7 protein-coding genes and 1 riboswitch are annotated in these 13480 nt (G+C 59.6%); of the genes, 3 read left to right on the top strand and 4 right to left on the bottom strand.

Annotated features, from left to right (window positions below; genetic code table 11):
- The 4 genes from GSQ94_RS15710 to GSQ94_RS15695 all read right to left on the bottom strand — a co-directional run.
- The coding region (locus GSQ94_RS15710; protein WP_158944777.1) for a TonB-dependent receptor at positions 1-2583 on the bottom strand (2583 nt) is incomplete at its 3' end.
- Between the two features lie 522 nt (positions 2584-3105).
- A complete protein-coding gene (locus tag GSQ94_RS15705; protein WP_158944776.1) occupies positions 3106-3753 on the bottom strand; it encodes a GntR family transcriptional regulator in 648 nt (215 codons plus the stop codon).
- Positions 3754-3903: 150 nt separating this feature from the next.
- On the bottom strand, positions 3904-7407 hold the full coding sequence (locus GSQ94_RS15700) for a carboxypeptidase-like regulatory domain-containing protein (RefSeq protein ID WP_158944775.1): 3504 nt from the start codon (positions 7405-7407) through the stop codon (positions 3904-3906).
- 80 nt (positions 7408-7487) lie between these two features.
- A riboswitch (cobalamin riboswitch) is annotated at positions 7488-7685 on the bottom strand.
- Between the two features lie 108 nt (positions 7686-7793).
- Positions 7794-9071, bottom strand: a complete 1278-nt coding sequence (locus GSQ94_RS15695; protein ID WP_254063905.1) for an ectonucleotide pyrophosphatase/phosphodiesterase — start codon at positions 9069-9071, stop codon at positions 7794-7796.
- A gap of 257 nt (positions 9072-9328) precedes the next feature.
- Between GSQ94_RS15695 and GSQ94_RS15690 the strand changes: the two genes are divergently transcribed.
- The 3 genes from GSQ94_RS15690 (at position 9329) to preA (ending at position 13444) form a co-directional block, all read left to right on the top strand.
- Complete coding sequence (locus tag GSQ94_RS15690; RefSeq protein ID WP_254063904.1) at positions 9329-10558, top strand: Zn-dependent hydrolase; 1230 nt, start codon at positions 9329-9331, stop codon at positions 10556-10558.
- Positions 10559-10674: 116 nt separating this feature from the next.
- Positions 10675-12033: an NAD(P)-dependent oxidoreductase gene (locus GSQ94_RS15685; RefSeq protein WP_158944773.1), complete on the top strand. Its 1359-nt coding sequence runs from the start codon at positions 10675-10677 to the stop codon at positions 12031-12033.
- Positions 12020-13444, top strand: coding sequence for an NAD-dependent dihydropyrimidine dehydrogenase subunit PreA (gene preA / locus GSQ94_RS15680; protein ID WP_158944772.1), 1425 nt, complete (start codon positions 12020-12022; stop codon positions 13442-13444). The genes GSQ94_RS15685 and preA overlap by 14 nt, the downstream gene beginning before the upstream one ends.
- The last annotated feature ends 36 nt before the right edge of the window (positions 13445-13480 follow it).

Below are 13480 nucleotides of genomic sequence, written 5' to 3'. Positions count from 1 at the left end.
CGAGATGGCCATGAGGTGATCGGTCTTCTGGCCGACGTAGCCGATGGAGAAGGTGGCGGAGTTGCCGAGCTGCCGCTGGACGGTGAGGTTGAACTGCTGAGAGACAGCGGGGCGGGTGTTGTTGGGGTCGTAGGCGTGGATTCCGGCGCTGGCGAAGCAGAGGGGGGACTGCGCGATGGCTAAGGCCACGGTACAGCCGGGGGCGGATAGGGTGGAGAAGCCGTTATCGAGCGTGGAGCCGGGTTGGGCCAGGGTGCCACCGGCGTAGGTGACGTTGGGTTGGACGGCAAAGGGCGGGTTCTGGAAGAGGAGGTTGCCGGCGCCGGTGGTCTCGGAGAAGTTGGAGATGCCGTAGGCTCCGCGGATGACCATGGCCTTGTCGCCGTTGGGCTGGTAGGAGAAGCCGATGCGCGGCTGGAAGTTGGTGGGGCCGTTGTACTGGTTGTAGAGGGAGGAGGAGTTGCCATTTATGCCGGCGATCTCGACGTTGCCGGTGAAGAGGCCGTAGTTGGTCTCCTGATTGTGAGCGTCGGCGCGGGGGTTGATGACTTCGTAGCGGAGGCCGAGATTGAGGGTGAGGTTGGAGAGGGGGTGCCAGTCGTCTGTAGCGAATCCGGCGTAGAGGTTGTTACGCAAACTGTGGTCGGTGCCGTTGCCGATGGCGACGTTGGTGGGCAGGCCGAGGAGAAAGTCGGCTTCGGCGAAGCCGGAGGGGGTGGTGGTACCGCCGCCCGCCTGGGGGACAACGACGGAGGGATTGCCGGTGAAGGATCCGTTGAAGGTGATCTGCCCGGCGAGGCCGGAGTTACCGACGTAGAGGATGTTGGTGATGTAGCGATAGCCCTCGAAGCCGAGGTTGATGGTGTGCTTGCCGTGGATGAGGGTGACGGTGTCTTCGATCTGAGCGACGGTGTCGTGGAACTGCTGGACGAGGTTGTCGTTGCCGAAGTCGGAGGCGTTGAAGGCTCCGGCGAAGAGCATCTGGGGGAGGAAGGTCTGGCCGGGTGCTGCACCGGCGATGCCGAAGACGGAGGGGAGATCCTGGCCGGTGGGGTTGGTGTTGCTGAAGGTGACGGGGAAGTAGCTGGCACCGAGACGGAAGTTGTTAAGCAGCGTCGCGCTGAAGGTATGGGAGTAATCGATGACACCGTTGTAGAGCGGATAGGTGTTCAGGGAGTCGCCCTGCAGGGGGAGGCCGTTATTGGTGGGGCTGCTGATTCTCTGCTGGGAGTAGCGGCCGTAGACGTGATCTTTCTGAGAGGCTACCCAGTCGATCTTGAGGTCGCCCTGATCGGTGTTGGTCGAACTGCTGGTGAGATTGATCTGATTGTTGGTCAGGTTGCCGTTGATGGGCTGTGGGTACAGGGGGGAGTTGAGGATGCTGGCGGCAGCGGGGCTGATGTTGCCGGTGATCTGGTTGTTGAGGAAGGGGAGGCGGCCAGTAGGAGTAGAAGCCGAATGGGGATCGTAGAGCTGCTGGGCGAGGTTATTGCAGACGCCCTGAGCATTGAAGCCGGCGGAGCAGAGAGCGGAGAAGTCACCTTTCCGCTCGGCTGTGGTCAGTACTGTGAACTGTGACGCGGTGGCGGGCTGGTCGAAGCGGGAGCCTTGATAGTCGACGAAGAAGAAGAGCTTGTCCTTGATGATAGGGCCGCCGATGGAACCGCCGAACTCATTCCAGCGAAGCTTCGGCTTGAAGCCTGTGCCGTCTACGTTGTTCTGTGCGGGGAGGCCGTTCTGGGCAGGAACGAACGGGGTGCCCCGGGTGAGACCGTTGGCCCAGGTGTTGGCGTTGAAGACGTCGTTACGGATGAACTCGAAGGCGTCACCGTGAAACTGGTTGGTGCCGGACTTGATGGTGACGCTGACGACGCCGCCAAGGTAGTTGCCGTAGGAAGCCGGGGCGTTTTGGGAGATGAGATTGAACTCCTGGATGGCATCGACACTGGGCGAGAAGGCGACCTCGTTGTTGTCGATCTGGTTGTTGTCCATGCCGTCGAGGATGTAGCTGTTGGTCTGCTCGCGGTTGCCGTTGATGTAGGGACGTCCGCCCTGGAAGCTGGATTGCGGACCGGTGAAGCCGCTCGGGTTGGGGGTGACGGCGCCGGGCGTGAGCAGCGTGAGCTGCTGGTAGTTGCGGGTGGCGAGCGGCAGGGTGACGTTGGCGTGTGCGTCGAGGACGGTACCGATGTAGCTGGCATCGGTCTGGAGGAGAGGCGGCGCACCGGTGACTTCGACGGTCTGGGAGGTCTGTCCGACGGTGAGGGCGATGTCGATGCGGGCAGTCTGTGCCTGGTCGAGGGTGAAGGCGGGGCGCTCTGACGAGGAGAATCCCGGAGCGGTGACCTTGAGGGTGTACTGGCCCACGGGCAGAGGGGAAAGATAGTAGGTTCCGGAGGGGCTGGTCCGGGTGGGATAGGTGGTTCCCCTGGAGGCCTCGCGAGCAGTGACCTCTGCGCCTGCGACGACGGCGCCTGAGGCGTCGGTTACGGTTCCGGTGATCTTAGCGCTGATGTCCTGCCCATGCGCCAAAGAACAGACGAGAGACACGAAGAGACTAAATAGGGCGATGCGTGCTTTCATTGGTGGCCTCCAAGATCTACTTCTTAAAGCTGTTGCGAAACTCTCAGGCCGCTCTTACGGGAGGGGCTCGCTGAGATTGGGGTATTGCTGTCTGCGCCTGAGGGGAAGCGGCTCTGCAGTTGCTGATCGATGCAGAGCTGTTCGATCCTTTGCGTCTGTGTTGTCGTGCCTCCCGGAAGAGCTGCATGCGCGAAACCTTGCGAGGTTCTGCTCAGGAAGCGGGTCCGGCATTGAAGTACAGCCCTCAAAAAATCGAGGTTTGTCAGAAGGCAAAATGGTATAGACAACTGTACTGAGATGCAAGTAGAAAATTGGGCCATTTTATGCAAGGACGCTTGCTCGACTCTGGATCGATGCTGCGAAAGCGGTTACTGGCGCGGGGATCCGCACTGCGCGAACTTTGAATCAGCGCTTATGGCAATGAGGGTGGAATGGGGTGCAAAACGCAGATTCCCCTCTGGCGGGACAGACGAAAAACGAAACCGACTCTCTCCACCAGTTGCGGCGTGATTTGCGTGACCTTCAGCTCGCTGTTTTGAAGGTGGCGAGCAGACGGTCACGGACGAAGACGATGTGTTCGCGCATGGCGGCGCGAGCCTCTCGCTTGGATTCGTTTTTCAGGGCCTGATAGATCTTCATGTGAGCAACGGGCGCGGTGGTGGCTGATAGCTCGTACGATTTTGAGCGGCAGAGGAGGGCCTTCTGCTGTACGTTTTCGAGGACGCGGAAGAGCTCCTGGTTGCCGGTGGCGGCAGTGATCAGGCCGTGAAAGCGCATGTCTTCTTCGATGTGCTCGAGCTTGTTTCCGTTCTTGAGATGCTTTTTCGTTCGGTTGATGCTGGCAGAGAGATCCGTGAGCAGCTTCGGAGTGATGGTCGCAGAGTCGATCGCGTGAACCTCAAGAAGCTCGCGCAGCTCGTAGAGCTCTCGAACTTCTTTGGAGGAGAACTGACGAACGTAGGCTCCGCGACGCGCTTCGATGCGAACGAGACCTTCGGCTTCTAACCGGTTGAGCGCTTCCCGGACGGGAGATTTGCTGATGCCGAGTTGCGTGGCGAGCGATTCTTCCGTAAGCCGGGACAGTTCGCCCAGAGTCCCATCGAGCACGCTTTGCTTAATGCTCCGGTAGGTAAGCTCTGTAAGATTGGGGATTTTAGCCAGCTTGATCATTATGGGTGTGTGGTCTCGTGGATTTTACACGAGTGCGACGACCTGAGATCACTTGCGGCTAGAAGTGGAAATATACTCATCTTTCAGTCATTTTTCTGATGTTATTTCGCAGCTGGAATCACTTTAAGTGAGTTCTGCCTTCTTGTTGCGTTAGAACGAGAACTTTGCCGCGAGCTGCACCAGGCGTGGAGCTGCGGCGCTGACGATCTTGCCGAAGTTCTGTGTGTCTTCGACCTGACCGTCGACGGCGGCTGGACCGTAGAACTGAGTGTGATTGAAGGTGTTGAAGGACTCGAGGCGGAACTCCAGCGATCTTGCATCGGCGAAGCGAAGACCTTTCTGGAGGGCCATGTCGAAGTTGCTAATGCCGGGACCGTAGAAGTTGCGGCGTTTGGCGTTGCCGAGCTGGCCGAGCTGCTCTTCCGGAAAGAGGGCGGTGTTGAAGGCTGGGCGGCCGTTGCGGCCATTGGTGTTGATGTGGAGCGGGCCGGGGAGATATTGAGGCGTGTCGAGGAGATAGTTGTTGGCTCCGTTGCCGAGGGTGCCGAGGAGGGAGTTGTCGGAGTTATCGAAGAGGGTGACGGGAAAGCCGGAGGCGAAGCGGGTGACGCCGGAGAGGCTCCACTCTTCGGTGAGGCGATTGCTTTTGTGCAGGAGAGTCGCTATGGGGAGCGCCCAGTTGTAGCTGGCGACGAAGTCGTGTTTGAGATCCCAGGCGGAGATGGTGCGGCTCTGTCGGGGATCGATGGGGTTGAGCTGCTCGCCGAGGCTGGAGCCCTGGTCGATGGATTTGGCGTAGGTGTAACTGAGGAGGAGCTGCGAGCGGTGGCGCTGGTAGCGGAGGGTGGTTTCGAGGGCGTTGTAGTTGGAGGCGGCGATGGACTTATCGGCGGTGTTTTCACCATAGTTGGAGCCTTGACCTACGCGAGTTCCCTGCACTGTTTGTCCGGAGCTATTGGTGTAGGTGGAGTCTTCGCCGAAGGGGCCGCAGCCCTTGAGGCTTTGGCAGAGTGCCGGGTCGCCGGGGTTTGCGGAGACGAGCGCAAGGATGCGGTGGCCCTGATTGCCGACGTAGCTGACTGTGAGCAAAGTGTGGCCGGTGAGCTGACGCTGGAGGGAGAGCATGTAGTTGTTGGTGTAGGGTGCGCGGTTGCGGTAGTAGAAGAAGGGGTCCGCTGCGATGGGAGTGAAGTTGGCCCAGTTGACTGAGGTGTCTGGGTTAGTACGGGAGACTGAGTGCGAGGGGAACGGGAAGGGAAAGCGCTGGCCGTTATTGACTCCTGTGGCGGCGGTGATGAACGGTGTGGCGAGCAGCGGCGGGCCAGTGCTGAGGTAGTTGAAGCCGAAGGGAGGGACGGCGTACATGATGCCAGCAGAGAGTCCTGGGAAGGCGGTATAGAAGAGACCGTAGCTGGCGCGGATGCTGGACTGACCGGAGGGTCCGAAGATTTTGCTCCAGAAGCCCTGGTCGAACTTTGGCGAGTAGGCGAAGCCGATGCGAGGGGCGAAGTTTTTATAGCTGGTGGGGGCGATGGTGGTGGGGACACCTGGATCGCCGGCTACGACGAAGCCTTGAGGGGCTCCGGGATAGAGGGTTGATTGTGCGCCGGGAATGTAGGTCTGGAGCTGGTTGTATTTTTCCGACCAGGGAGCGATGAGATCCCAACGGAGGCCAGCGTTGATGGTGAGGTCGCTGCGGGCGCGCCAGCTGTCCTGGACGTAGAGGCCGAGGTAACGGTTGCGGAGGTAGAAGGGCTGGCCGGAGGATTGAGTGAAGTTGCTTGGAGTGCCGAGAAGGAAGTCGGCGTAGGAGTCGCCGGTTTCGGTGCCGTTGATGTTGAAGGTGCCGTTGAAGGTGGCGTTCGGGTGCTCGTTGACCTGGTCGTCGTGGTACTGGGCGCCGAGTTTGAGAGTGTGCGCGCCGATGGAGCGGGAGAGGCCTTCGCTGAAGTAGAAGGTGTTGTTGATCTGGGTCAGGTTTGTGATGGGGACGCCCAGGACGAAGGTGGGGAAGGTGATGTTTTCGACGCCTTCGAACTGCGGGGCCTGGACGAAGATGCCGCCAGCAGCAGGATCCGCGAAGCCTTGAGAGACGAGGCTGACGCCAAGGCCGCCTTTCGGCTGGCCGATGACGTTGGCGTTGCGCAGGTAGCCGCAGTGAAGCTCGTTGACGGTGTTGGCTCCGATGACCTTGGTGTCGCCGACGGAGAGGAGCTGAGCGCGGCCGATGAAGAGCGCGTCGAAGCCGGGGATACTTGCTCCGGCGACGGAGCCGGGAAAGGGATTGTCGAGGTTGTAGTCGTCTACGAAGTAGTAGGCGGAGAGCTGGCCGATGCGAGTGTTGGCATCGATGCGCGCGGAGCCTTTGTCGTCGCGGACGGTTTGGGAGAAGGCAGAGGTGGAGAACTGATTCTGGCCTACGTTCGGCGACGGGATGTATTGAAGGAGGTTCTTTGCCGGGGCTGACCATGCGCCCTGAGGGATGCTGCCGTCGGGAAAGACGCTGGTGTACGGCTCGTTGGAGGTGACCGTGCGGCTGAGTTTTTGCGAGAGAAGAGATGCGACGTAGGGGCCGCTGACTGAGCCGGTGAGATCGTTGAAGGTGCCGGTGCGTTGAGCGACGGTGGGGACGGAGATGTTTCCCGTGGAGACGCCTTGCGTGGTTCGGGTTCCCTGGTAGTCGGTGAAGAAGAAGAGCTTGTCGCGCTTGATGGGGCCGGCTACAGGACCGCCAAGGGCTCCGCCGAACTGGCTCTGGTTGAAGGCGGCGCGGGTCTGGTCGAAGTATCCCCTGGAGTCGAGGTTGGTGTTGCGGAAGAACTCGAAGGCTTTGCCGTGGAGGTGGCCGGTGCCGGATTTGCTGACGACGCTGATGATGCCGCCGTTGTAGTTGCCGTACTCGGGATCGAAGTTGGTGGTGAGGACGCGGAACTCTTCGATGGAGTCGAGGTTGGGGATGACGGAGGTGCCGCCGTTCATGTGCTCCTGCACATCGATGCCATTGACCATGAAGCCGTTGGAGGATTCGCGCTGGCCGTTGATGGAGAGGTTGCCGGGGTTGGCGTCGCCTGAGGGGTCGATGCCGCCGGTGACGCCTGCCATGATGACGGAGCTTGGCAGGAGCGTGGAGACGGGCGCTACACCGGGCTGGATGGCGAGGAGGTCAGTGTAGCTGCGGCCGTTGAGGGGGATGGCGGTCATCTGATCGCCGGAGACGACTTCGCCGAGGTGGGTTGCCGCGGTATCGACTTGTACGCCGGGATCGCTGGTGACGGTTACGACATCGGCGCGGGTGCCGATTTCGAGGGAGACGTTGACGCGGATGGCGGAGTCGGTATCGACCGTGAGGTCGGATTTACACTGCGGATTGAAGCCGGTCGCGGTGACGGTGAGGTCGTAATGACCGACGGGGAGATTGGGGAAGGTGTAGAAACCCTGCCTGTCGGAGATCGCTTTGTAGGGCGTCTGCTGCGCGGTGCTGACGAGGTCGAGCGTGGCGCCTGGGACGACGGCGCCGGTTTGATCTGTGATGGAGCCGGAGATGCTGCCTCCGGTGGCAGCGTGCAGGAGCGGTGCGGAGAAGAAGACGAAGGCGATCGTCAGACAGAGTAGGAGTGATCTGACAATGGAAGAGATGGACTTCGATAGGTACACGTTCGCCTCAACAAAAAGGCGTGGGGATAAGGCTAAGGCTCAGGATGAGTGAGCGATCGCCCCCGTTTCCACGCGGGGTAGAATCACGACTTCTCCTGGGTAGGTCTCCTGATTTACAGGCGAAGCTGCTGTGGAGCAGCTCCTGACTCTTCGCCTTCCCCGAGAACAACCGAGTGGCTAGTGAAGAGTCTTTTCCTGATTACAGTGGCGGGACCATGCCGGACTTACACCGGCTTCCCTTTTATGCCCTTGCGGGCACCCAGGATGTTTCTCAGTTGAAGTTAGCACAAAACGAGAGCTGTGATTCCTTGTACAAAGTTAGCACGAAATAAAAATTGGTGTTACGAATAGAACCGCTTTGGCCTTTGCAGTGTTCCTGGTGAAATTTACTTGAGGGCGGGACGAAGCGGCTTTAGTTCGCCATCGTTGGGTGCTGGCTTTAGGCCGAGAAGCTTCGCGATGAAGTCGTAGACGTCGACGTTTTGAAAGCTTGCGAGCTTTGTGCCAGGGCGGATGTCGGGGCCGTTCACGACGAACATCGCTTTCATCTCGGGCATGCGGGTGACGTCGTATCCGTGGTCGCCAGTGGGAGGCTTGCGAGTGCCAGGGTGAATGCGAAAGATATACGGGCCATTGGGGATTAGTACGGGATCTCCCTCGCGGGGGTTTTCGTTGAAGTGGAGATAGGCGGGAACGTCGGCCCGTCTGTAGACGGTGAACCGCGGGTCGGGGTGGGCGCGAAAGCTCTCGTAGGCTTTCTGCGCGTCGGCTTCAGAGTCTGCGTAGAGAAGCGTACCGTCGGTTTTGAAGTGAGAGAGATCGGCGTACTGGTCGAGAGTGATCCAGTCTCCCTGTGTCGTTACCATGCCGTGATCGGCGAGGACGATGAGATCGATGGGCAGATGGGTAGCGTCGAGTTTCGCTTTGAGCTCGCCCATGAGTTGGTCAACGTGGTGTACCTGCTCGCGCTCTTCAGGCGAGTCCGGTCCGTGGTCGTGGCCAGCGTGATCGGTGTTGCTGTAGTAGAGGGTGATGAAGTGCGGGCGCTGGGCGGGCGGGAGATTGAGCCAGGCAATGATCTGATCGATGCGTTTGTGATCGTCAAAATGGTCATCGAAGTGAAGATATTCGTCAGGCCGCTCGCCTGCGATCTGCGCCTCGGAGCCGGGCCAGAAGAAAGAGGCGGCTCGCATTCCCTGATGCTCGGCAAGCGACCAGAGGGGAGTGCCACCGTACCAGCTGCCGTCACGATTGGTTTTGTCATCCTTGTAGGAGTAGTTTTCGCCACGGACCGGATCGTAGAAGGTGTTATTGACGATTCCGTGGTGCTCTGGGTAGAGACCTGTGACCAGCGTGAAGTGATTGGGGAAGGTGATGGAGGGGTAGGCCGGTAGGATGCCTTCGGGTGCTGTGGCTCCGGTGCGCGCTAGCTCGGCGATGTGAGTCGCGCCCCACTCCTGTGGATAGTCGTAGCGGAAGCCGTCGAGCGAGACGAGGACGACGTAATGCTTTTTCTGCTGCCGGCGAGAGTTGAGGACACCGCTGGTCTCGATGATCCTGTTGTTTTGAGGACTCTCAGGTGGATTGGCCTGGGGCCATCCAGAGACAGAGACCAGCAGAGACCCTAAGAGGAGCGATGCGACGGTGAGATGCCTAGCGGACAAACGAGACTCCCTGAGGCTCGCATTTGGCGAGCGTGGCGATTGAATCCTGTGGATCTGATTAGATCTCTTTCAGATAGAGGCGCACTCTAGAACCATCGTAACGGCTGGTGCACGAAGAGACGTTCCTGTTTCTATGAAAGTTGCGGCTTGCGGTATGACCTTCGAAAGCCTTCGCGTTTCGATTTTGCTTAGCAGGTGGATAGACGGGTATACCCTTATCTTTCGGGGGAATGTGCGTGCCTGTCAATCCGCTTCGAGTGATCTCTGATCTTAAGGAACTACGTGCACTGACAGGCGACACCAAGGGGGCGCAGCGGTTGGCGTGGAGCGCCGTTTGGCTGGAGGCGCGCGAGTGGTTTCAGGGAAAGTTGAAAGGGCTTCCGGCCGAGCATCATTATGATGCTGCCGGTAGTTCGTGGACGACGCTTCGGGGAGAGTCGGAGCGGGCGCTTCTCCTGGGGAGCCATCTTGATTCAGTGCCGAATGGCGGATGGCTGGATGGATGTCTTGGAGTGCTCGCGGGGCTCGAGGTGCTGCGCAGCGCGGCTGAAGACTTTCATGGCAGTCCACCAGTTACGATTCGCCTGGTGGACTGGGCCGACGAGGAGGGCGCGCGGTTTGGCCGGAGCCTCTTTGGGTCTTCGGCATTTGCGGGGAGTCACACGATCGAGGCTGATCGCGGCAGAACGGATCGCGATGGGGTTCGACTGGAGGATGCTCTTCGCAGCTGCGAGATTGATGTGGAGCGAATTGGGGATGCAGGCGCGGAACGAAAGAACGCTGCGGCCTATTTGGAGCTTCATATCGAGCAAGGGCCAGTACTCGAAGCGAGAGGCTTGCCGTTGGGAGTCGTGCTGGGTACGAAGGGGGTGGAGCGACACGCTATTACGTTTCATGGGCAGGAGGCACACTCGGGTTCCACTCCGATGGCTGTGCGAAGGGATGCATTGGCAGCTGCGGCAAAGCTTGCGCTGGAGATACGTCCGATCGCGCGGAAGCATTCTGATGCTGTGGCGACGATGGGAAGCGTGAAGACTTTTCCGGGGATCGTGACGGCAGTGGTGGGACGCTGCGAGACGACGCTCGATATGCGCGATCTAGATGCGGGTGTGCTTGCAGAGATGCTGGCGGAGGCTCGCGCTGCGAGTGAGCGCTTCGCGAAAGAAGAGGGTTGCAGCGTGGAGTGGTCGAGGATCTGGAGTATCGAGCCGATTCCGTTTGATTCAAGGCTGATTGGGTTTTGCGAGGAGGCGGTGCGTGAGACGGCTGGAGTGGCTCACAGGCTTCCTTCGGGGCCGCTGCACGACGCTGCCGAGGTGGCGCGTGCGGGGATACCGACGGTGATGATGTTTACGCAGTCGCTCGGGGGGCTTAGCCATAACAAGGCAGAGGATACGAAGGTCGAAGATCTGACGCTGGCCGTGGAGGCTTTTGAACGGCTTGCGCGAAAGACGATGCGGTGGGTTGGCGATGGGGTGGCGAGTTGAGTGTGTGGTTAAGCTGGGATAGTGCATAATAGTCACTCCTGACACGAGATACGCAAGCGCAAGGAGGGTCATGTCGTCTTCCAAGATGCAGTTGCTTCGGCTTATTCGGCGGCTCAATGGCTGAACGAATTCCTTTTCCGCAACAGGTTTCGACTGCGCCTGAGGTGGTTGAGCGCTTCGGCGATTTGCATCCGCCGTTCGACAGGCAGGCTGCGGTGCCTGAGGCTAATCGCTGCCTGTATTGCTTCGATGCGCCATGTACGATTGCGTGTCCTACACATATCGATGTGCCGCGGTTTATCAAGAAGATTGCGAGCGGCAATCTCGCGGGGTCGGCGCGCACGATTCTGGATGCGAATATTCTTGGCGCGAGCTGCTCGCGTGCGTGCCCGGTGGAGGTGCTTTGCGAAGGAGCCTGCGTGATGCATCGCTATAACAAACAGCCGATTCAGATTGCGCGGCTGCAGCGTTTTGCGATGGATGCACTGCACGCGAGCGGGGCTCCGCTGCCGTTTGAGCCGGGAGTTGAGACAGGGCGTTCGGTTGCGCTGATCGGCGCTGGGCCGGCGTCGCTTGCGTGTGCGGCTGAGCTGCGTCGCAGGGGAGTCCGCGCCTATCTATACGACGCACGACCGCTGCCTGGCGGTTTGAATACGTATGGGATCGCCGAGTACAAATTGCCGCTGGTGGAGAGCCTGCGAGAGATTGAGATGCTTTCGCAGCTGGGTGTCGATTTTCACTTTGAGGAGACCATCGATGCTTCGCGGCTGGCTGAACTTGAGCGGGAGCACGATGCGATTTTTCTGGGCATCGGGCTGGGCGCGATTCATCAGCTCGGTATTGCCGGAGAGCATCTGGTTGGTGTGACGAATGCGCTTGAGCTCATCGCCGGTTATAAATCCAGCTCGATGACGAAGGTGCCTGAGCGTGTGGTCGTGGTGGGAGCTGGGAATACGGCTATCGATGCAGCGATTGCGGCGGTGCGGCTGGGTGCTGCAGAGGTAAGCATTGTGTATAGACGCGGGTTGGAGCAGATGTCGGCGTTCGGGTTTGAGTATGAGCATGCGAAGAGCGAAGGGGTGAAGTTTTTGTGGCACGTGCAGCCGGTTGGCGTTCGAGGGAGTGGTGCCGTGGAAGGGCTGACGCTGACAAAACTGGTTGCGAGTGAGGATGGTTCGATTGTGCCGCTGGACGGCTCGGAGTTTTTGCTGGAGGCTGACCTCGTGGTGCTGTCGATTGGGCAGGCTACGCACACGGAGTTTCTGGCGAAGTATGCAGACGGTACTGCGAAGGTGCAGCTTGAACGTGGCCGCATCCTGATCGATCGTGCAACCGGACAAACATCTCACCCTAAGTTTTTTGCCGGGGGAGATTGTACGAATGGAGGCCGCGAGGTGGTGGACGCGGTTGCAGATGGAAAGCGCGCCGGCATCGGCATCGCGGCATGGCTGGAGGGACACCATGGCCAAGCCTAAGCCGACACTTGAGAGCACGTTCTGCGGGATCGAGTGCCTGAATCCTTTCTGGCTTGCGTCGGCTCCGCCTACCAACTGTGGAGAGCAGATTATGCGGGCCTTCGATGCGGGCTGGGGAGGCGCGGTGTGGAAGACGATTGGCGAGCCGATTACGAATGTCAGCTCGCGCTACTCGTCGATTGATTGGGAGGGGCGGCGGATGATGGGCTTCAATAACATTGAGCTCATCTCGGATCGGCCGATTGAGGTGAACCTGCGCGAGATCGCGGAGGTGAAGCGGCGCTATCCGAAGCACGTGGTGATCGCTTCGCTGATGGTGGAGAGCAAGCGCGAGACCTGGCACGACATTGTGCAGCGAGCTGAGGATGCAGGAGCGGATGGGCTGGAGCTGAACTTCGGATGCCCGCATGGAATGAGCGAACGAGGTATGGGTTCGGCTGTGGGGCAGGTGCCGGAGTACTGCGAGCAGATTACGGGATGGGTGAAGGAGAAGGCGCGGACGCCGGTGATTGTGAAGCTGACGCCGAATATCTCGGATATACGGATCCCTGCGCGTGCCGCCAAGCGCGGAGGAGCCGATGCGCTCTCGGCGATCAATACGATCAACTCGATTACGGGGATCGATCTGGATACGTTTCAGCCGAATCCAAATGTTGATGGCAAGAGCTCGCATGGCGGGTACTGCGGCCCTGCGGTGAAGCCGATTGCGTTGAACATGGTGCAACAGATACAGGCCGATGCTGCGAGTGCTCTCCCGCTTTCAGGGATTGGCGGGATCGGAGGCTGGCGCGATGCTGCGGAGTTTATTTTGCTGGGATGCAGCAATGTGCAGGTCTGCACGGCGGCGATGCACTACGGCTATCGGATCGTCGAGGATATGCAGGCCGGCTTGCTGAACTGGATGGCAGAGAAGGGATTCTCGACGATTGAGGAATTTCGCGGATTGTCGCTTCCGAATGTCCGCGAGTGGAAGCAGCTAAATCTGAATTACCAGATCGTTGCGCGGATTCATGAGGATCTTTGTATCGGCTGCCAGCTTTGTTATACCGCGTGCTGGGACGGCGCGCATCAGTGCATTCATCTGGACAGGACCTCCGTGACGCCCGATACTACGCGGACTCCGGCGATGGTGGAGGCTGAGTCTTCGAGACAGATTTCGACTACGCCGATTCCAAAGCTTGATGCGGGGAGTCTGGGGCGCAGCAGTGCGGTTACTCCGCTGGAGCGGATTCCTCGTGTGGATGAAGGCCACTGCGTGGGGTGCAACCTTTGCTCGCTGGTGTGCCCAGTGGAGAACTGCATCACGATGGAGCGGATCGATAAGGATCTTCCTTTCGAGAGTTGGGAGGAGCGCGTGGCCAAGGGTCTGGTTCCTCCTGGAGCGAGTGAAGTGATGAGTACAAATAGCTGAAGCGGCTCGTCTTTGTAAATGTGACCGCGGTTCAAA

The sequence above is a fragment of the Granulicella sp. S190 genome (assembly GCF_009766095.1).
In the GTDB taxonomy this organism is placed as follows: Bacteria; Acidobacteriota; Terriglobia; order Terriglobales; family Acidobacteriaceae; genus Edaphobacter.
Note: the sequence above shows the minus strand (reverse complement) of the source record. Positions and strands in the feature narration are given on the sequence as shown.

Excerpts from the sequence above, each read along its gene's own strand:
- preA (WP_158944772.1), top strand. The coding sequence starts at position 12,020 with ATGGCCAAGCCTAAGCCGACACTTGAGAGCACGTTCTGCGGGATCGAG.
- GSQ94_RS15705 (WP_158944776.1), bottom strand. The coding sequence starts at position 3,753 with ATGATCAAGCTGGCTAAAATCCCCAATCTTACAGAGCTTACCTACCGG.
- GSQ94_RS15685 (WP_158944773.1), top strand. The coding sequence starts at position 10,675 with ATGGCTGAACGAATTCCTTTTCCGCAACAGGTTTCGACTGCGCCTGAG.